General features: G+C 38.8%; 14 protein-coding genes. 7 read left to right on the forward strand and 7 right to left on the reverse strand.

Annotated elements, in window-relative coordinates; genetic code table 11:
- Nucleotides 1-9 precede the first annotated feature (9 nt).
- Complete coding sequence (locus tag ACMAYX_RS03695; protein WP_412469701.1) at nucleotides 10-885, forward strand: arginase family protein; 876 nt, start codon at nucleotides 10-12, stop codon at nucleotides 883-885.
- On the opposite strand, the gene ACMAYX_RS03700 is transcribed toward ACMAYX_RS03695, so the two are convergent.
- The 5 genes from ACMAYX_RS03700 to ACMAYX_RS03720 form a co-directional block, all read right to left on the reverse strand.
- Nucleotides 877-1,308: a hypothetical protein gene (locus tag ACMAYX_RS03700; protein WP_103216864.1), complete on the reverse strand. Its 432-nt coding sequence runs from the start codon at nucleotides 1,306-1,308 to the stop codon at nucleotides 877-879. The two genes, ACMAYX_RS03695 and ACMAYX_RS03700, sit on opposite strands and share 9 nt — an antisense overlap.
- On the reverse strand, nucleotides 1,308-2,585 hold the full coding sequence (locus tag ACMAYX_RS03705; RefSeq protein ID WP_103216863.1) for a hypothetical protein: 1,278 nt from the start codon (nucleotides 2,583-2,585) through the stop codon (nucleotides 1,308-1,310). Before ACMAYX_RS03705 ends, ACMAYX_RS03700 begins: the two co-directional genes overlap by 1 nt.
- Before the next feature lie 109 nt (nucleotides 2,586-2,694).
- Complete coding sequence (locus ACMAYX_RS03710; RefSeq protein WP_412471559.1) at nucleotides 2,695-4,008, reverse strand: cytochrome-c peroxidase; 1,314 nt, start codon at nucleotides 4,006-4,008, stop codon at nucleotides 2,695-2,697.
- 73 nt (nucleotides 4,009-4,081) lie between these two features.
- Nucleotides 4,082-5,824, reverse strand: coding sequence for a DUF885 domain-containing protein (locus ACMAYX_RS03715; RefSeq protein WP_412471560.1), 1,743 nt, complete (start codon nucleotides 5,822-5,824; stop codon nucleotides 4,082-4,084).
- A 520-nt stretch (nucleotides 5,825-6,344) separates the two neighbouring features.
- Complete coding sequence (locus ACMAYX_RS03720) at nucleotides 6,345-6,590, reverse strand: hypothetical protein (RefSeq protein ID WP_021266900.1); 246 nt, start codon at nucleotides 6,588-6,590, stop codon at nucleotides 6,345-6,347.
- A gap of 34 nt (nucleotides 6,591-6,624) precedes the next feature.
- Between ACMAYX_RS03720 and ACMAYX_RS03725 the strand changes: the two genes are divergently transcribed.
- From ACMAYX_RS03725 to ACMAYX_RS03735, 3 genes are all read left to right on the forward strand, one after another.
- A complete protein-coding gene (locus tag ACMAYX_RS03725) occupies nucleotides 6,625-7,167 on the forward strand; it encodes a YceI family protein (protein ID WP_158246784.1) in 543 nt (180 codons plus the stop codon).
- A 133-nt stretch (nucleotides 7,168-7,300) separates the two neighbouring features.
- Nucleotides 7,301-8,125: a hypothetical protein gene (locus tag ACMAYX_RS03730; protein WP_103216859.1), complete on the forward strand. Its 825-nt coding sequence runs from the start codon at nucleotides 7,301-7,303 to the stop codon at nucleotides 8,123-8,125.
- A gap of 475 nt (nucleotides 8,126-8,600) precedes the next feature.
- The gene (locus ACMAYX_RS03735; protein ID WP_412462767.1) at nucleotides 8,601-9,071 is read left to right on the forward strand and encodes a hypothetical protein; all 471 of its coding nucleotides are present in this window, start codon (nucleotides 8,601-8,603) and stop codon (nucleotides 9,069-9,071) included.
- Nucleotides 9,072-9,385: 314 nt separating this feature from the next.
- On the opposite strand, the gene ffh is transcribed toward ACMAYX_RS03735, so the two are convergent.
- Both ffh and ACMAYX_RS03745 read right to left on the reverse strand, forming a co-directional pair.
- The gene (gene ffh / locus ACMAYX_RS03740) at nucleotides 9,386-10,828 is read right to left on the reverse strand and encodes a signal recognition particle protein (RefSeq protein WP_392991479.1); all 1,443 of its coding nucleotides are present in this window, start codon (nucleotides 10,826-10,828) and stop codon (nucleotides 9,386-9,388) included.
- 11 nt (nucleotides 10,829-10,839) lie between these two features.
- Nucleotides 10,840-11,508: an HAD family hydrolase gene (locus ACMAYX_RS03745; RefSeq protein ID WP_103216856.1), complete on the reverse strand. Its 669-nt coding sequence runs from the start codon at nucleotides 11,506-11,508 to the stop codon at nucleotides 10,840-10,842.
- Nucleotides 11,509-11,572: 64 nt separating this feature from the next.
- On the opposite strand from ACMAYX_RS03745, the gene ACMAYX_RS03750 reads away from it, so the two are divergent.
- The 3 genes from ACMAYX_RS03750 (at nucleotide 11,573) to ACMAYX_RS03760 (ending at nucleotide 20,137) form a co-directional block, all read left to right on the forward strand.
- A complete protein-coding gene (locus tag ACMAYX_RS03750) occupies nucleotides 11,573-12,658 on the forward strand; it encodes a tRNA dihydrouridine synthase (protein ID WP_392991477.1) in 1,086 nt (361 codons plus the stop codon).
- A gap of 97 nt (nucleotides 12,659-12,755) precedes the next feature.
- Nucleotides 12,756-14,936, forward strand: a complete 2,181-nt coding sequence (locus ACMAYX_RS03755; RefSeq protein ID WP_412471561.1) for a hypothetical protein — start codon at nucleotides 12,756-12,758, stop codon at nucleotides 14,934-14,936.
- A gap of 191 nt (nucleotides 14,937-15,127) precedes the next feature.
- The gene (locus ACMAYX_RS03760; protein WP_412471562.1) at nucleotides 15,128-20,137 is read left to right on the forward strand and encodes a hypothetical protein; all 5,010 of its coding nucleotides are present in this window, start codon (nucleotides 15,128-15,130) and stop codon (nucleotides 20,135-20,137) included.
- The last annotated feature ends 16 nt before the right edge of the window (nucleotides 20,138-20,153 follow it).

Here is a 20,153-nt window from a genome sequence, read left to right on the forward strand (position 1 = left end):
GGAAGTTACATGGGCTGGAAAGAAATAGATGACAATCTTAACAAAAGAAAATCACAATCTATTGCCACTCGCTTTAAAATTGATGACTTTAATTCACAGCAAGCTCTTCTACTAAGTGAGAACGACCTTGGTGTTGTGAGAAACGGTGGCCGCCGCGGCGCCTCTCACGGGCCAAAAGTAATCCTTTCTCAGCTAAAGAAATTTGCCGATCATAATAGCCTCAGTGAGCTTGGAATAATAAGTATCGCCAACCAAGGACAGTTGGACTTTGATAAAATGCAGGCCCAATCAATCGAGAAAATAAAGAAGATAAAAGCAAAGAAATTAGTTCACCTTGGTGGAGGCCACGACCATGTCTATCCTCTTGCCATGGGTGTTGAACTAAAGAATCCACTTCTAATCAATATTGATGCCCACCTTGATACAAGAAGTGATGATGTCTATCATTCAGGGACTCCATTTCGCCAAGTGGCCAATCAGAAAGAAGTCAAAATTTTGCAAATTGGAATTCATCAATATGCAAACGTGCCTCAAAATTATGAAGGTATGAAGATGGATATTATCGATACGAAAAAGCTCAAAGAGTTATCTCTTACTTTTAGCGACACTAGCTTTATGAAAGAGATCTACGAAACACATGATGGTGATATTCTCTTTAGTATCGATGCAGACGCTATTGCAGCTAGTGATATGCAAAGTGTGAGCGCTGTAAATCACGACGGAATCCCTCTTGAGTTTTTAAGAAAGCTTGTTTCTCAATATAAAGAGTATACAGCGAGTAAAAAACAGATTTTAGGAATTTACGAATACAATCCGTTATTTGACGAGTTATCGGCAAAGGACGCACGCGCCCTCGCCTCACTCATTTATGATTTCTTAGTTTGATCTTAATTGGATAGTTTTCTTCAAGTCAGTTTGTGGGTCATTGATTTTAATGACCTTCTTTGAAATATCCCATTTTGGATTATCAACTTTCTTAGATCCCTCTTGAGCTTTATATTCCCAAGGGTAGTCTCCAATAAATTGATTTTTCTTCTTATCAAAGATGACAGCGTAGTAAATATCTATTAACTGGAAAGTACCCGCTGAACCTGCGTAATAAATTATCAATTCATAATTATCACCAACAGACTTAGTCTCAGTAACTTTACTTTTTCCAGTACGTTTTGTGATTTTTGCCTTAAGTGTTTTCGAATCTTTTTTCTTAAGCCAGAAGTCACCTTTAATATTTACAATTGACCAGTCACTAACACCAGCGCTAACAATTGTTTGAAATAGAAATGTTGTAATTAATAGTATCTTTTTCATTATGACCTAAACGGTTTCTTTACAGTCCAATGCCAATCGTCGCCATCAACGATCTTTCCATCTGTATCGATTGGTTTATAAAAAATATGGCGTTGTCTTTTCCAACTTTTCGCAATCTTCTTACGATCACTTGCATTGTTTTCATTATACATTGGGTTTGGCTGTCTTAGAAGATTTCCATCAACTTGAACATTTAACTCCCAATTATCTTGATTTGCTCTAAAGTTATCTCCCCAAGCATCATTCGTTGGAAGCATCCAGTTTGCATGGTAATGGTAAACATGATCAACATCTGGCTTTGGCTTAAAATTGGCCGTTCCAAATTTCATATAAGCATCAATGGCCGTATCAAACTCTTGATTTCGACCAGGAAGCATCATTTGTCTCCAATTATCTTCATTATGGTTATACATCGAGAATTGCCATGGATCTAAAGCAATATCGAGAGCAGTCGTACTACCTTCTTTACCAGCACGAGATGCATCTTCATTCGAGTTACGAACACGATTATCAATAACCTTCATGATCATCATCATTTCTTCAGGGTGTCTTTCACCACCATTGATATCACGAACAAGGATTCCAGCTTCACCTTGAGCAGTAAAGATCATAGCGGCAAAGTGCTGCTCTTCCGGTCTTAAATAACGGTAGAGGTTTTTAAATATTTGCCCACGATTTTTTAAAGAACCCTGACGTGTAATTGAGTTTTGGATACTCCTAATACATTGTCCAAGCTTTGACTTAGTATTGCTATCGCTTGAAGTTAATGAATTACGGTTTTCTAAGACCTCGCAACCGGCCTTCCACTTTTGATTACTTGTAATAATATTCTTAGGCTCTTCAAAAATTTCGCCAACATAAACAGGACGGTTTTCAGATAAAATATCACTACCTTCACAAGGCTCAATTGGAGGATTCCCTACTTCATCAATAGTACGGTTTAAGCGGATATAGTTGTAGGCCGTTGCCATATCAAGGGCCTCTTTAAGATATCGTTTCGTTACATGATAAGTCTTATCTTGCTCAACTCCGTCGACTTCAAGTTTAATTCGATAGGCCCAATTATTTTGACCAACAATACGAACCTTTATACTCTTATCACTTCCTCTCTTTGGGGCATCAATTCGGTGGGAGTAACCTGTTTCAGGATCAAGAATATCAAATGAACGGACAACATCGAATTGAACATCCGTCACTCCTTCGTAATTCTCATCTGTTACAAGAGCATAAGTGCTTGAAATTGCGACTATGCTTAAAAATAAAATCAACTTTTTCATCAACTTCCCCATAAGTTTAACGCGACAATAGTTATTGTAACACGTTGCGAAGATATTAATGAAATATGGGCGAAATCTGCTTGTTTATACAAATTTCGCTACCAATTATTTAAGGCATAATTCTCTGGAGATCTTTCTTATCAGTTAATCCGTACTTCAAAAAGTAGACTAAATCGCTTTTTTGCGAGTCATTGATACGAATCAATTGATCTTTAAGGATCATGTCTGCTGCATCTTTCTTTTTAAAGAGCATATATTGATTTGTTTCAACAAACAGATTCTTTCCAAAATTCTTCTTAAAAGTGCTTACTAACCAAGAGCTGTCATATTGATCAATTGCCGTAACACCTGTTCGGTAATGTTCAACAACTTCCTCAAGGCTCCCGTATGCACCAGAATGAAAGTAAGGAGCAGTTAAAGCAATATTTCTTAATGGTGGAACTCTAAATTTATAACGATCACTTTCTCGCTTGGTTACAAGAAAACGTCCTTCATCATTTCTTCTCGGATCGTTCTTACCTGGCCCTATCTGCGGCGAAGCTACTGCTGCAAACATATTCGCACCAAGAAGTGTCCCTGTATGACATCCAATACAGCTTCCAGTTTCAAAGAATACAACTGCACCACGCTTGGCCTTTTGATTAAGAGCAAAGCGATTACCATTTAAGTACTCATCCCACGCCGTTTCATATACTGCAAATTCATGTGTTTCAAAATGGGCAATGGCCTGACCAAAGTGGCCAATATTAAGTTCAGCTTTTGGAGTCCTTGGATAGGCTTCTTTGAACAACTTTTGATACTTAGGCATCTTTAAAAGTCTTCCCATAACGATCTTCCAAACTGCTTCTTCATTTACGGCGTTGGCAATGTCATTGCTTCCCTTAACTCCTCTCATTTCTTCATGAGAAGTAATTGGAAAAAGAGCTTGCGCAGCAAGGGCACTTCCAAGATTTTCAGTAATATCCCATCGTTCAGGATAATCACCATTTAAGGCTTCAACTGGAGTTGTGTAAACATCCCAATCTTTACGATAGTGAACTCTTCCATCCCAGAACATAAATTCGATATTCTTATCACCTAAGTTATAAAGAGGTTGTGAATTTCGTGGAATAGCATGGCCTTTAGCAATCATGCGCTCATTACCGACCCAATTTCCACCTTCACCTATTCCAACAGGAAGCTTATCACCACTGCCAAATTCAGGCATATGGCAATCTGCACAGCTAATATTGCGATTTCCGGAAATCTCTTTTTCATTAAAGAGCTCTTGGCCAAGTCTAAAGAGCTGCGGTTTTTTTCCCACAGGCTTTTCAACGGCCTTCATAGAAAAACGCTCAATATAGCGCTTTAGCTTAATATCAAGTTGATCGCCCTGGGCCGCAAACGCGCCCAGAACCATTGTGAGGATAAATAATTTTTTCATTTTGTGTGTGTCCCAAAAAATTAATTTTCAAAATACTAGAAAAGAGTGTTTGATACGTCAAACTTTAAACTTCCTAAATCTTGCACGACTTAAACTTATCTTTAAAAAGAAGAATTAAATCGTGTGGCATGAGTCCAAAAGATAAAAGCGTGTCATTAAAGCACTTAAGTTTAACTTTTCCGTAATTCTTTTCAATCAACGCCTTTAGTCCTCTAATCTTTTTTAATCCGTGGTAGTAAGCAGTAGCTTGCCCCGGAGATCTAAACGCATATCGCTGAAACTCAAGGGCGGCCATCTGCTTTGAAACCCCTAGCTTATTATGAAAAACCTCCACAACATCAGCTTCAGTTGCCAAGCCTAATTGAACACTAGGGTCTAGAAAATAACGAGCGATACGCCAAAGCCTCATTTCAAGGCCTGCAAACTTCTCTTCTAAAGTTAGGTAATCATAAACAAGATCTTCCGCGTATAATGCCCATCCCTCAACATTCACAGAGTTCATTGCATAACGAGCACGAATTAGAGAATTCTTTTCTTCAAGCATACGACTAAATTGTAAATCATGCCCAGGTCTGCCCTCGTGTGCAGTTAGAATAGTTGCAGCACTTTCATAAGAGAAGTCATCAAAAGGAAGACTTCCTGTTGAAGACGTTGGTACTACAAACTCAGGTTTAATACTTCCATCGTTTCCAATTAATGGTGGAGGATTTAAGTGAGGAACAGGTTGCGCTCTCGATTCTGCATCCCCGGCCATACGAATCACTAATTTCTGCTTTGGTAGCGAAACAAGATCATTATCTGCAATAATTTTTTCTAACTTATCTGCTGCATTTTCATAAAGCTTTTTAACATCATCAAGTTTTGTTACCTGCTTCTTCTTTAAGAATGTAATCACTGTAAGAGGATCGTCTTTTATAAGATTATTCTTCTTCGCAATTAGAGATGCTAAATTCTGGTATTCTTTATAAAGCTCATCAAAATCTTTCTTTCCAATTTTAATGAGTTCATCCGCACTAATATCAACTCCTGCATCACCTAGAGCAACTTGATATAGTTCTTTTGGTAAATTTGGATTTTGTCTTGCGTGTGGAAGAATTTCATTTCTTATAAATGCATCATACTCAAGGATTTGCTTTTGAAATAATTCATATTCTTTGTGCCAGTCTGTACGGCCACTTAATTCTAGTAATTGCTTTACACCAGCAACATAGGCAGCAGAATTTTCTAAGTTCTTTGTGATCTCCCCAACAAACGGATAAATCTTATCTTTATAAAGAGCAAGATAGCGCTTTTCTTCACTAAGCATCCCCATAACATAAGAATTCTTACCTTCTTCAGACATATAATATTTAAAGCGATCAACTCCTGCTTGCTTTCTTTGCTTTGGAGATTGAGGATTAATTAATCCAAAAAGTGATTGGTAGATTGATTCTGAAACATTAGAAGCAGCGATAACACCTAAGCGTCTTGAAGTATCAACTCGATTCTTCATTCTCTTGATAACACTTAAAAGAATTTCATAGTCAACTTTAAGATTACCTAATTCTGTTTCCTCTTCTAGTTTCTCTAGTTTTTTAATCCACTTAATAAATAACTTATCATAAGCTTCATCCAACTCCATGCGAGGGTTTGTCCCTAACTTATCATATTGTTCATATCCAAATGATGAACCGATTTCAGGATTTAAATCAGAAAGAGCAAATGTAAATTCTTCGGCCAATTTATCTGACGCTTCTCCCCAGTCTTTTTCGTTTTGAGAAAAGCATGAAGAAATAATTAATAAAGACAGAAAGATTAAGTGATTAAACTTTTTCATTATGGCCCTTGGGTAAATATTTAGATTAGAAAAGTTTAATAGTTGGGTATTGGAGTGTCTAGGTTTGGTATTGGGTTTGTTGGTTTGCTGGATTACAGGAATTGCTAACTTCGCTGCGCAAAGTGTCGCGGCTGGGTGTCTGTAATTTAAAAGTCGCTAACTTTACTTCGTGAAGTGTCGCGGTTGGGTGGTAATTTGGTAAGGGTGTTTTCTAGATTACAAAGTTGGTTCACCTGACCTCCCATACTGGTCGGTCGGCGTTGTTCAGCGTCATTTTGCCATCGTGGCAAATGCCGCTTCCAAAAAAAAAGCCGGATCACTGATCCGGCTTCTTAAAGAGAGACATTTTTGACGGAGTGAAAAAATCCTTTCTTCTGCTCCAACACACACACGTTTATATATAAGCAAGGCCCGTGCCAACTTTTCAAAACCACTGACGCAGCGAAAAGGTACTAATAGTACGTATTTTCATAAAATGGTGATGTCATATTTATGACTGACACACATTGTCTTTGTGTTGTTAAATTGACTTTACTGACTTCAAGAAACGAGACAATTTCATCATCCCAATATCACAAGCTTCAGTTTCATCTTCTGCGTTAAAAACTTGATCCACGTGTTTGAAAATCTTTTTTGTTTCTTTATAGACGATTGCAATATCTGCATTGAATCCACGAGATGTTTTATTAACTTCAATTTGACCAATGAGATTGTCATTATTTTGTAAAGTTACATAAAAATCTTTCGGATAATCATTTTGTTTCATATACTTGATGTATCTAATTCAAAGGAGAAAGACAATGAAATTTATTATTGCTGGGCTCCTCTTTTCTAGTATGACATTTGCAAACTGTTTCGAAGTTAGTAACGCAAATACGAAGATAAAGTGGGAAGCATACAAGACTGCAAAAAAAGTTGGTGTAAAAGGTGAATTTAAAAAATTCGACATCAAGACTACGAAGAAACAAGGTTCTATTGAGGATCTAATTCGTGGCGCACGTTTTACAATTGACGTAAACTCTGTTCACACAAAAGATGCTTCTCGTGATGCAAAGATTGAGAAATTCTTTTTTCAAGATATGAAAATCTCAGGTGTTGTTAATAAAGTTGATAGCAACTACCTTTATGTAGATATGACTTTAGGTGGAAAAACAATCAAGGTTCCAATGAAATACGATATCGAAGATGGTGAGCTAGAGGCAGAAGGAACAATTGATGTTCTTGATTTTGCTCTAGGAAAAAACCTATCTGCTATCAATAAAGCATGTCTTGCCCTTCACGAAGGGAAAACTTGGAACGATGTTCAAGTTTCTATTGAATCTAAGTTCTCAAAGTGTAAATAATATACTCAATTGTGGGTAAAGAAAGTGAACCTTCACTAACTTCACCCACATCTTTTTGTGATTAATTCAATTAACTATCATACTCCCTCTAAGTTCAGGGTCGAACCCTATTTAAGTAAGCTTGGAGGCATATTTGAAAAAGATAGCAACATTACTACTTTCATTGGTCATTAATATAACCTATGCGCAGGTCAATGAAATCTCAATCGAAGAAGCTTCTTTTCTTGATTCCCTATCAAAGAATTTTAAACTTCTTTATTTAAACTCTACATACGCAGAGATCAATTCAAAAGATAGAGATGGTATTACAATGGATCACCTCTTCTACTTTCGTTTAAACCTATCAAAGAATCAGAATATTCGTTGGGTTCCTGTCTACACTCAATATATAGGACAAGAAGGAAAGAAAACACTTCAAGGAGAATACGCTTACTCATCATTAAGATGGTACGTAAACAATATCCTAACTGAAGATAAGCACGGAATTAACTTAAACTTTCAAAACCGAAATTATATTTTTGATGGTGAAGATCGCAACAGTGGATACGACTCATATCATAGGGCCTATTTCCTATCATCAAAAACAGTCGCTAACGGAAAGCTAACTTTAGAAGCGAATACTTACTTGCAGGTTTACAATAAGAATGGAAGGAATCCTAATGCAAATGCATGGCGTACAATGTTTGGAACTTTTGCTTTTTACAACTTTAATGACAACTGGTCTCTTGGCTTTGGTGGCGAGTGGTATACTGACCACAGAGATGGTGACAGAAAAGCTGGTGACGATCGTTTCGTAGCTTGGCTACCTTATTTAAGATATGCCAAGGGTGATGGATTTGTTGAACTTTATGCAACTTACACTGCGGCCCAATCAGGTGACAATGACCATGCTCTTATCATTGACGACTTTCACAAGCGTGGAACAGTTACATTGGATATCGGTTATTACTTCTTTTAAATCTTAACAGAATCTCAACTTTGCAAGTGGAGTTGTTATTGTTATTTTCATTGAGAACACAAGAACAATATCCTCTCCACTTAATTACAATTGCATAGAGTAATCAGGTCTAGAGAACACACTTCGCGGCAAGGCCCCTGAATCTTGCCGCGATTCCAAAATAAATTTTCTTCTTTTCATTCGGTCAATTAATTGTTACTACAAATAAAATTTAGATATATCTGTAGGGGGATATTGAAATTGATTTGCTAGAACATTCGCTTCTGGTGTGTCGCTATATCTTTTATCCAACTACTATATATAACTTTTCATAGAATCAGGTACGCGAGCCTGACTTCTATTTCTCTAAGTATCTGGCGTGGCACTTGTGCCACGTCTTTTCTTTTCCTAATATTCAAATCTTAACAGAAACCAAACTTTTCTTTTGAGTCTTTGGTTGGTACTTAACCAGCATAAATAAAACTCGGAGATTATTATGAAACTTGTTATCGCACTTTTTGTTACACTTACAGCATTTGCTAATACTTACCAACTTTCAAACACTGTAGCTTCTGAAGCTAGCTATGACTACAAAGCTCTAGAAACAATTACACTTACAGATGTTGAGCACCTAAACTCAGACATCTTTGCTAGAACTGTTACTTTTAGAGCAGTACTTAACGGTGAACTAAAGTCATTCACTGGAAAGATCGTTGAGCGCGAAGTTGTTGGTTCAGATTACCTATACAAAGTTCAAGGATCTCTAGACAGAGACGTTGTTGCTAATGGTTACCAATGTGACGAATTTGAAGCATTCAACTATGTTTTCGATGCGCAGCTTGAAGTTAACTTTGAAGCAAAATACAGAGAAGTAAAAATCACAAAAGTTTCACTACTTAGAGAGTACAGCTACGACATCTGTCACGACAGAAAAGAGTCGACAATTACTCCATACATCCTAAAGTAATTCAATACTTCTAAGCGACACTCCGGTGTCGCTTTTTTTTGCGATGGGCGCAAGCCCTAGCAACAGCGATGGACGAAGTCCTAGCAGCGACGAGCGAAGCTCTAGCAGCGACGAGCGAAGCTCTAGCAGCGACGAGCGAAGCTCTAGCAAAAGCGATGGGCGCAGCCCTAGCCACCGGCGAAGCCGCAAAACAAATTTTGAAATGATATTTAATTCTTTAAGGCTTGCTTCGGATGCTAGCGTAAGACGAGGGAAGGCGTAGTTTGCTACGCCGACCGAAGTCAGGCGCAGCAGACGGAGTGAGACCTAAAGAATTAAAAGAAGCCACCGCCCCAAGGGCCGCCCTTCTTGCGAGGCTTTTTCTTCTTGCCACCAAATCCAGGAAGATTAGGCATTCCACCTCCCCCCATTCCTGGCATACCAGGCATCCCCGGCATCGCTCCACCTTTCATCATTTGAGAAAGGCCACCCATCATCTGCTCCATCTGCTTGAACTTAGCGATAAAGTCACGAACCTGTGCTTCTGTATTTCCAGAACCACGAGCAATACGCTTGATGTGAGAATCCTTCATGATCTTATAATTGTCGCGTTCCTTTTTTGTCATCGAGTTGATGATAACGCGCATTCTTTTCATTTCATTTTCAGCAGGTGTTAAATCCCCTACTTGTTTAAGCATGCCCCCCATTCCAGGGATCATCTTCATGATTGATGCCATTGAACCTAAGTTCTTCATCATATCCATTTGTTTCATGAAGTCGTTTACAGAGAACTTTCCTTTCTCTAAACGTTTCATCATGCCTTCAGCATCATCTTTGTCTATTGCAGCTTCTGCTTTTTCAACAAGAGTTAGAACATCTCCCATATCAAGAATTCGTCCAGCCAGACGATCCGGATGAAAGAGTTCAAGGTCTTTCATTTTCTCACCTGTAGAGATGAACTTGATTGGAACTCCAGTTACGTGCTTGATTGAGAGTGCGGCACCACCACGAGCATCAGAGTCCATTTTTGAAAGTACGACACCAGTAAGCCCTACAGCTTCGTGGAAGCTCTTAGCAACGTTTACGGCCTCTTGACCAGTCATAGCATCTGCAACCATAAGAACTTCAGGATTAAGTCCCTCAAGGCTTTGACGAACTTCTTTGATTTGTCCCATTAGCTCTTCATCAACGTGAAGACGTCCGGCCGTATCAATGATAACAATTTCTTTACCGTGCTCTTTTGCATAGGCCATTGCCTCTGCTGCAATATCTTTCGGATGCTTTCCTAGATCAGAATCGAACCAGTCCATATTCATTGACTTAGCAAGAGTAATTAGCTGATCTTTAGCGGCAGGTCTGAAAGTATCGGCAGGAACAAGAAGAACGTTCTTTTTTTCTTTCTTTGTTAGGAAAAGTGAAAGCTTACCAGAGAATGTTGTCTTACCTTGACCATTTAGACCAACAACTAGAATTGGAGTAATACCGCCTTCAACAAAGTTAAGCTCAGTATTTGTGTCTCCCATCGTTTTTGCAAGTTCATCGTGAACGATTTTAATGAACTGTTCTTCAGGATTAACACCTTTGATAACTTTCTCACCAAGAGCTTCTTCTTTAACGTTGTTAATGAAATTCTTTACAACCTTAAAGTTAACATCAGCTTCTAGCAGTGCAGTCTTTACAAGTTTTAGAGTATCCTCAATATTGCTTTCAGTAATCTTTCCCTTACCCGAGATATTCTTAAACGCTTCTGAAAACTTATCACTTAAATTATCAAACATTCTTGTCGTCCTTATTTTATTTTATTCAAAATTATATCTAAACATTCACTTGGGTGCGTGGCCCAGTAGTCAGCACTATGCTCACCAAAGCCATCTTTAGTTATCCCACTCTCCCATAGAGCGCCAATTGATTCAACCCCAAAGCCCTTTGCTCCTTGAGTATCCGTGTAGCTATCACCAATCATAAGAATCTTATTCTTTGGCATATCTTCAAGCATCTCACTTAACCCCTGCGGGTGTGGCTTAGGAGTCGTATCATCAAGACATCGTAACTCTAAAAAATGCTGAAGGACATTTTGGTCGTCTAAAATTCTTAACGTTGATCTGCGATCACGTGCCGTCCAAACATAGAGTTGAAATTCGTGATCAAGAAGATCTAAAATTAGTCTCTTCATTCCATCAAAGAGTTTGTAGTTATTGCTCTGCTTTGCCGTCACTTCTTTCCAAGTCGTCATGAGCTTGTTTCTTTGTAGTTCAGAGTTCACAGGATCAAGACCAAACTGATTTGCTGTGTAAACAAGATCTGGCCCATATTTTGAACGGGCCTCTTCGATCGTGACATCACGATTTAAAATAATCGTCATCATCTCGGCCACAGCGCAGATTACGGCCTCTTTAGATGAAACTAAAGTACCGTCGCAATCAAAAACAATATATCCTCTTGGATTTTCAAAAAACATTAGTAATTATTTCCAAATTATTGAAATATGTTGACCTAATTCTAGCTACTTGCTAAATAAACGCATGGCCAATAATCGCACTTTTTCACCATCTCTTCAAGCTAAGATTGACACTCTAATGGCACGTCGCCCAAAGGTCAAACTTGGTAATATTTCATTTGATTCACCACTTCTACTTGCTCCAATGAGTAGTATTTGCACAGCTCCATATCGTTTATTGATGGAAGAGCTAGGATGTGGTGGGACAGTAAGTGAATTGGTGAGCTGTCACGGGATTAACTACAAGAATGAAAAGACGGTGAAAATGCTTGAGATTCACCCACGAGAGAAGAATATTGGTCTGCAGCTATTTGGTGAAGATGGAACGGCCATGGCCGAAGCCGCAAAAGTGGCCGAAGAAAGACAGCCGAAATTTATCGATATCAATATGGGTTGTCCTGTTCGTAAAGTTGTCACAAAAGGCGGAGGATCTGCTCTTTTAAAAGATACTTCTAAGCTTGGAAAATTCTTCAACCAAATGAAGAATGCAATCGAAGTACCTTTAACAATTAAGATTAGAACTGGTTGGGATGAGAATTCAATTAATGCTGGGGAAGTTATTCATATTGCAAAAGAAGAAGGTGTTGAATTCGTTGCTATCCACGGTAGAACAAGAACTCAGGCCTATAAAGGATTAGCAAATTGGGATCTTTTAGAGAGTATTGCTGAAACATCTCCCCTGCCAATTATTGGAAACGGAGATCTTCACTCGGCCCCTATGACAAAGCAGCGCCTAATGGCAACTCGCTGTCAGGCACTGATGCTTGGACGTGGACCTCTTAGAAATCCATTTATTTTTCTCGAGAGCTTCTTAAACGAAGATGATGATATTACATTCACACCAAGTGACTATCTTGAAGTTATCGAAAGATTCCGTGAATACATGGAAGAGTACACTGATCGAGAAAGAACTGTTCTTATCACACTTAGAAAGAATATCGTTTGGATGGCCGCAGGCTTTCCAAATGTAACTCACTTTAGAAATGTCATGTTCCAAACACCTGATATCGAAGAAACGATGAAGGTAACTCGCGAATATTTCGATGCCATAAAAAATGATCACAAGAAATTGGATCTAACTCAAGCCTTCATGGCCGGCGGACACGGCTAAGACTCCGAAATCACTTCTCATACTAAAGTTTTCCACTTGAAATGTCGAAGAGGCGTTAGTGGAGATAGTGTAAATTACTTTATACTTAAGTTAAGAGATGAAGAGACTTTTTAAAAATATTTTCAATACAGTGCTTATCGGTACATTGGCCTTCAATGCGATGGCCTCTGATATGTGTACAGATCTTGAAAATGAAATCTCTGCCATCCATGAAAAACAAGATCAAATGAAAAAAGATGATAAGGCGGACTCTCCAACACTTATCGAACTCAAAAAAATTCGCGATGCTCAAATGGCACAAGTCGTGGCCTTGAGATCATTAAAGAAAATTCGTAATGAATACCTAAGCTTTAAAAAAGAAGCCGAGGTACTTGATGTCGCTAAACTCTTTGATACTAATACTGCACAGGCGCTAAAAGAGCTTGAAACACACACTCAAGCTGTGACAAAGTATGCAGTCATTCACTCGACTGTATCGGCTTTAGCAAAGAAGCAAGCTGCAAGTATCGCTGAGAATAACAAAGAAGAAAATGCTTTCGTAAAACTCTTTAATCATCTTAAAGATGGAAATGGGAAGGATCTCTACTCTTATGTTAAATCTGCGTGTCGTGGCAGAGATGCAAGCGTACAAAAAGAATGCGAGGTCTTCAATGATTTCACAGGAAACTTTGAGATGGATCAAGGCTATGAAGATATGGCCAAGGATACAATCAATAACTATGGTGTAATCTTACAAAAAATTTATGCTGGAAGTGCAACAGAAGATGATGCAAACAATTTCTTAGAAGCTCACCTAGAGGCCCTAAAGGACGATACTGTTAATGTTGCATTAACAACGACAAAAGAAGGAACTCCTTCTATAAAAATCAACACTTCGGGCAATAGCTTAAATTTACTTTCGCACAACGATCAATTAAAGCATTACTACGAAAATACAATTTTAAAATTATACGAAGACACTTTTGATCATAACGAAGATCCAAATATCTTTAATACTGAAAAAGGTTCTTATGCTTCCTTCTACTTAGATAGTGGTATCTCTGATCAGTCATTTAGTGACTTATCTTCAGCACTGAAAAGTCTAAAGAGCTGTCGAGTGAAAATTAAAGAGTGTGACGCGAGCAAAGACTTAGAAAAAATAAAAACTGCTATCAATGAATCTAGAGCGGCCATTGGTAATTACAATACACTTGATAGCATTTCACTCTACCCTAGCGAGGAAGAGAAGAAGGCCGACGAAAAAAGAAGAGATGATCTTAAGAATAAAATTCATTCATTCTTAAAAGATGCTAATGATAAAGTATCTGCCTTAAACAAAACAAGTAAGAGTAATCATAACTTTGGTGAAATTTTAGCAGATAATCTTGCAGAGCTTTGCCCTGGAACTCCGGGTGGTTCAACGACAGATATTTTATATGGCTGTGTTGAAAGTGAATTAAATGACGAAGCTTTAAGTCAAAAGATAAAAGAGCGTGAAGAAGCGTTGGGTGACGTTGAGAAACAGATTGCAGCAATTTTCACAACAAGACCAATGAAGGACTTAGAAGTTCTAAAGGCCCTTAACTTAAAAACTTATAAGCTAAACTGTAGTGGCTTTAAAGAAGCTAATATCTCTTGTATGCCAGCTCTTGAAACGGGTAATGAAGGTATTTCGATTCTCACAAAACTAAGTGATGGTATCGATGATAAGATTATTACAGAGGATTACTCTCGCTACTTTTATGGTGAGCAAGAGCCTAATGATTTTCGCATGACTGATCGCTACCTACTAGATTACTGCCATGAAAAGAAAAACAAGCGCTGTAATGGAGCTGTTGTCGAAAATGGTGCAAGTGGAAATGATGAGGATAGCCGTGGGGACGAGTTTGATTATGCCTGTCGAGCTCTTCATGTTCGAACGTGTAACCTAAAAACAAAATCATTTGCCGATAGTAGTGTTGAACTTAAAAGTAATGAGTACTTCGACTGGGACCCTGTCTCAGAACGAATGGTCAAGCGCCAGCACAGAAAGAGCTTCTGGCCTCAAGTTGCGATGTATGCTGCTCAGAATTCGTATGCCTTCATTGGGCCAATGATCTCTACTCAGCAATTAAGGGCCCAACTTCCTGGATACATTTACACGGGCCGAGTTCAACAGCAACAACTCGCCTATCAACAACAGTACTATGATTGGTACATGGAAAAGCTTGATCTCTCTAATCAGAGAATGTTTAGTGGAAGCTATAATCCTTTCTATAGCTCTTACGACTTCTACGCCAATTATGGCTATGGATTTTAGAATCTGCTAAAACACACAAAAATTTGTCGTCTCATTCAGTTCGCTCCCTTACCAAAGTGCTAAAAATGCTCCTTATTTCAACAAGTTATCTATAAGTAGGTATTTCTTACCTTTTCTTTAATATCAACAGGTTAATATAAAGAAAGGCATCGAATTTCACGAAAAGTAAATGGGTAGGAAAATGTAAACCAATGAAATTTAAAGTAAGTTTACTCACATTCATAAGCACATTGATGCTCCTTACTTCATGTATGGAAGCGGCCAACAATCGCCGCTCTAATCTAGATTCAAACGACTCAGAACAAGAGTCATCAGATTATATTATCGAAAATCCTACGAATCCTTCTTGGTACGCCAAAGGTCAGTATGTCGATGGTGCTCTAACACTAAATTCCAGCGACACAGGAAGTATTTATCTTGTTGGTGGCATTGTTAATAATTACATTGTTTCACAAGAAAAAAAGAATTCAGTGTTCTGTTTAGTTGGTTCTATTAATACTGCTAGCTCTACAGGAGTGGATAAGAAGTCACAAGTTAGATTAATGGCCACGCCAATTAAATCAAGTAAATCACAAGAAACAAGCTTAAGAATTAATGTTGCCAATGCTGGTGATAATGCTGCTTTTTGTGGTGGAGATAATATCGTAAGCTACACAAGCTCTGGATCTTCAGTGCTAGTTGACGCAAACGAGGCCGCTTACAGCCTTGCTACAATTTGCCCAGAATGTTCAACAAGTTTTACAACTATTGCACTCACTCTTCATGAGTCGGTAGCAGGTGTTCTAAAGCACTCACCTGTTCCAAGTACTTCAGTTAGCCTGTCGAATCTTTCTGTCACAATCAATGTTAATGGCTCATCAACAACACCTGGTGGTAGTTGTACAAATACTTCATGTCAACAACAAGGCTATAACTGTTGTCTAAACGGACAATGTGTAATCGACGGTGAAGTTAGACCTGAAACAGATCAAAATAGTTCAGAATATAAAACAGCTCTTGCTGAAATCTTAGAAGATGCAAATAGTTTTAAAAATTATCCAGAACTCTTCTATGTCTGTCCTATCAACGTTAATCCGGGAGAGGATGACGATGATTCAAACGATGGCGATCCTATTGATGATGCAAATCAACAGCTATTAAAAGATATCGAAGATTACAAATGTCTTCTTGGCCAGCTCGATAGCTGTGATCCAAATCTTGATAGTGTGCGTGTGAAAGTATGGCAAAAATGTGGTTGTTCATTTGAGCCAACGTATATTGGTGGAGAACTTCAACTAGACTCTCGCTGTATTGACTACGGCCTAAAAGCTGAAAAGGACGCCAATGGTAATATTTTAAATATTCAATGTGATATTCCAGTAATTGAAAATGAAGACAGGCCATTTCAAAACCTATCAGTTTTAGTTTCTGGAAAGAGTGCTCCTCACCGCTTCTTCTCTCTAGCGGGAACTCCTTATGATGATTTATCAGAGATTCCAGAGGGAACAAATCAAGAAGGCGATACATTCTACTATCTTGATGATGCAAACAAGGCAGGCCCTTTAGAAACGTCATATAATATGAACGCTGTTATTGGTCAGATGACACTTGATCTTCAACAAGCACAACCGGCCAAGGCCTTAGATGTCGAAGTTGATAAAGTTTATATTGTCTCGGTAACAAGTGGTTACGCTACTCCTTGCCCTTACTGTCAACAAGATGCTTGGCAAAAGGTCTTTAGCTCACAGCCAGAGACAGCAAAAGGCTATGGGTTAACTTGGCGAGGGTATACAACTGATCGTGCCCAAATCGGCAGTAATACAACTTACGGAAATTATGAAGATACAATTTTTGGACGTGCTTGTTGGGTCCCTCCGACTATGCTACCGAGTTCACACATAAGCTATGCAGATGCAGGTGTGCAAAGAAGAAACCGTCTAGAAACTCAAGCGGCAATGTATGTAAACGGTTACCAAAGAGATTGGTATGGTTTTAATCAAGGTGCCCTTATTGGTTCATTTGATGGAGTATCTTGGTTCTCTGTCGGAGCAGGAAGACGTGTACGTTCGACAACGCAAAAACTATTCTTAGCAATTAATGCTCCTTTTGCGGATCTTGCTCAAAACACAAATTATACAGTTTCTGTTGTCGAAGATCTTGGTGGTCAAACGGCAGCAGATTATGACTGGGACTTCTCAAAAGATCCTTCGGCCGCAGGTCAAGGGTACGGGGCAAGTTGCCAGTATATGCATGCTTGTAATGTTGATAGCGATTGTGTTGCAAAACTTGGATGGGAATATGCCTGTGCTCAGGTAACAGATGTGAAAACCAATTGGCCAAAATTTGATATTGATGCATTTGAAAGAAATAACTATTCAAGAGAAGGAGTTTCTCTCTCTTCTATTTTAAATACAAATATTAGTAGTGGTCAAAATAAGAGATGTGTTTACCGCGGGGCCGGCTCACTATGTAAATTAAGCCCGACAACAAATGTTAAAAAGACAACACACTCAAAACTTTTAACTTGTGCTCCAAACTTCTACTGTGCGGCCCTGGACTCTGCAAGTTTTTCAAAAGAACTAATTCGCTCACCTAATGAGCCGACAGCAATCCTTTACGGACAAGCTGCAAGTATTCTTGGACGACCAATCTCTTACAGTAACCGCGGCGAAGAGCTGCCGACAAATATTCAACAAGCAATTGCTGCAAACCTTTCAATATATGCAGCTACTGGTACCTATGGGCCAGGAGATGTGGGCCTTTGTGTTCCAGGGCGCTCAACAGATACAACTAATGGATTTGAAAGTCGTCACGAGTCTGAAGATAATAAGAATCGTACTGATTATATTTCTCAAATAGCTTCTTGTAATGAAGATGCTACAGGCTTTAATCGTACCCGTTCATGTCCAGTATTCGACACAGACGGAAACTATGTGACTGTAGAAGATGCTACAATCAATGTTCCATCAGTATTACAAAATATGTGTTCAGCGGCTTCTGTTGATACAGATGAAACATCATCTTTCAAATCAATTGAAGCTGGTTTAATTAAAGATATCCTTCAGCTTCAAACGGAAACACTCGCGGCCAACGCCTGTATTAGAAGAGCGGGAGCTGTTTGTCATACTAACTTAGACTGTGGTCCAAACCGCCTTCATGCTGATGTGGCAAGAGGACTCTCTCCTTCTAGCTTTGGTGATACAATCGCTGAGCAAAAGTACTGGGAAGAAGAACTCGTTTGTGGCCAAAGTCAACAAGAGCCTCTTTTAAATACGATTCTTGCGGGTAGTTACTATAACTATGATATGGGTCAAAACCGTTGTTGTCGTGAAATTTCAAAAGACTTCACGATGTACACACAAGTCGAGACAAATACATCATTTCCTGGTTATGACTCACAAAATGAGGTTCTTAATACGAGAACAACATCAAATGTATCTCCTGATGCAACAGGACGCTACTCTCGTTACTCAGCATCTGAGACATTTAATACAAGCTCAATTGAGATGAAAGTAGAACCGGGAGTTCTTCCAGATAATGGTCAGGCCCTTATTATTAATGAAACAGGACGCTCAAATTGCTGTGGTGGTGGTTTCATTAGAAAGTTTGAAGATGGAACAAATAACTGGACAGCTGGTGGACGCCTAAACCTTTCACCAACAAAGCTAGCTTGCCTTAACTATTCAATGAAGTCATGGCGTGAAGAGCTTCAACCTCTTTACCGTAATAACTGGCTAATGGAATACTCTTTCATGAGTGCTATTGGTGGTTACCGTACTTATAATGGAGAAGTAGGACAACCATTTGTTTGGCTAAGACCAGGTGATCCTATTGGAAGTATTCAGGCAAATATTAATGCTGACTCTACAGCAGTACCTGAAAACATTAATACAACTTCACCTATTGATGGCCGTATTAGCTTCTACCCTGCCGATGAAGAAGGAACTCTATTTAATACGAAGATAGCATTTGGACTTTACCAGAATACTGGTTTTAATGACACATTCAATGCCCCGTATTCGCCAGTGGTTGTTAAACCGGCAGGATTCAATAACCCTATTGCCCCAGCACTTGGAGCTGATGATCTTGAGCAACAAACGCTTGCGATTTACATCCCTGACTATGTTAATGGTGCATCGATTAACGATGTTATCCTTAACTATATTACTGATCCAGATGCGACGGACTTTTCAGACCTTTCAACACACGATGAAGCAGCAATGACTGAAGTTGTCTGCCCAAGTGTAGCAGGTGCCGAACTAGCACTGGCCTCAATTAGTCAGCCGGCATACTGTACTGTTACTGAAAATAACTTAAGATACATGTTCTTTAGAATTAATAATGATCTTCTGTCTGCTCCGACACCAATGCAAATTGGATGGGTATCATTTAGATACAATTTCCCTGCGAGTGCTTTTGGGACAATTCCAGGAGGACAAAAATACTACGAAAGTATCTTCGAAAGATATGAGTTACTAGGTGTTCCACAAGTTACTTATGAGGCCATTCGTTGTAATGATGAGAAGGCCAATCCTGCGGCCCACACTTCAAATGAAGGACGACTAGTTGAAGGTATCTATAATGAAGTAAGTGATCCGTTCTTTACTGATCCAGATAGAATTCCTGCAACAGATCCAAATATTGGAACAGCTGATGCAATTGATAATCAAGTATATTACAAAACAGATGGTTCAACGATTGCCCTACCTCAGATTTTTGCGGCCAACGACTTTAAGTGTTGTTCAAAGCTAGGGACAAACGTTACAGACCCAGGCTCAATGTGTTGTTCAGGCTTTGGTGTCTTAAATGAAGATAATACTTATGAGTGTCGTCTACCTAGTGGGACAAATATCAACACTTATCTAAACTTATTTATCTCATCTGAAGGTATCGTAACAGAAAGTGCGGATATGTCACTTGATCCAGAAAAGCATTATGATCTAAGAACAGGATTTCCACTTGTTGAGGGTGCCAATGCTGATCAAGTAAAATCTAAACTAAATCAAATTGGTAACCGCTTCTGTCAACTTGGAAAAGTAAGAACAGGTAGCGCCTTTGATAATTACTATCCTCAACCGGCGGCCGGCTACTTTACTGAAGACACTCAGTTAAAAGGTTATAACTCAATTGTCGACTCAATGGATGACTTAACTGCTGATGACGCTAACTACTCAAGCTTTATTAAAGGTTTCCGTTGGAATCATCACTTCTATTGTGAATAAGTTTCATACACTGTTC

The organism is Halobacteriovorax sp. RT-2-3, assembly GCF_047085075.1.
Lineage (GTDB): Bacteria > Bdellovibrionota > Bacteriovoracia > Bacteriovoracales > Bacteriovoracaceae > Halobacteriovorax_A.

Bases quoted from the DNA above. Each gene is read 5' to 3' on its own strand.
- ACMAYX_RS03750 (WP_392991477.1), top strand. From the start codon at position 11,573: ATGGCCAATAATCGCACTTTTTCACCATCTCTTCAAGCTAAGATTGAC.
- ACMAYX_RS03735 (WP_412462767.1), top strand. From the start codon at position 8,601: ATGAAACTTGTTATCGCACTTTTTGTTACACTTACAGCATTTGCTAAT.
- ACMAYX_RS03725 (WP_158246784.1), top strand. From the start codon at position 6,625: ATGAAATTTATTATTGCTGGGCTCCTCTTTTCTAGTATGACATTTGCA.
- ACMAYX_RS03715 (WP_412471560.1), bottom strand. From the start codon at position 5,824: ATGAAAAAGTTTAATCACTTAATCTTTCTGTCTTTATTAATTATTTCT.
- ACMAYX_RS03760 (WP_412471562.1), top strand. From the start codon at position 15,128: ATGAAATTTAAAGTAAGTTTACTCACATTCATAAGCACATTGATGCTC.
- ACMAYX_RS03705 (WP_103216863.1), bottom strand. From the start codon at position 2,585: ATGAAAAAGTTGATTTTATTTTTAAGCATAGTCGCAATTTCAAGCACT.
- ACMAYX_RS03755 (WP_412471561.1), top strand. From the start codon at position 12,756: ATGAAGAGACTTTTTAAAAATATTTTCAATACAGTGCTTATCGGTACA.
- ACMAYX_RS03695 (WP_412469701.1), top strand. From the start codon at position 10: ATGGGCTGGAAAGAAATAGATGACAATCTTAACAAAAGAAAATCACAA.
- ACMAYX_RS03710 (WP_412471559.1), bottom strand. From the start codon at position 4,008: ATGAAAAAATTATTTATCCTCACAATGGTTCTGGGCGCGTTTGCGGCC.
- ACMAYX_RS03700 (WP_103216864.1), bottom strand. From the start codon at position 1,308: ATGAAAAAGATACTATTAATTACAACATTTCTATTTCAAACAATTGTT.
- ffh (WP_392991479.1), bottom strand. From the start codon at position 10,828: ATGTTTGATAATTTAAGTGATAAGTTTTCAGAAGCGTTTAAGAATATC.
- ACMAYX_RS03720 (WP_021266900.1), bottom strand. From the start codon at position 6,590: ATGAAACAAAATGATTATCCGAAAGATTTTTATGTAACTTTACAAAAT.
- ACMAYX_RS03745 (WP_103216856.1), bottom strand. From the start codon at position 11,508: ATGTTTTTTGAAAATCCAAGAGGATATATTGTTTTTGATTGCGACGGT.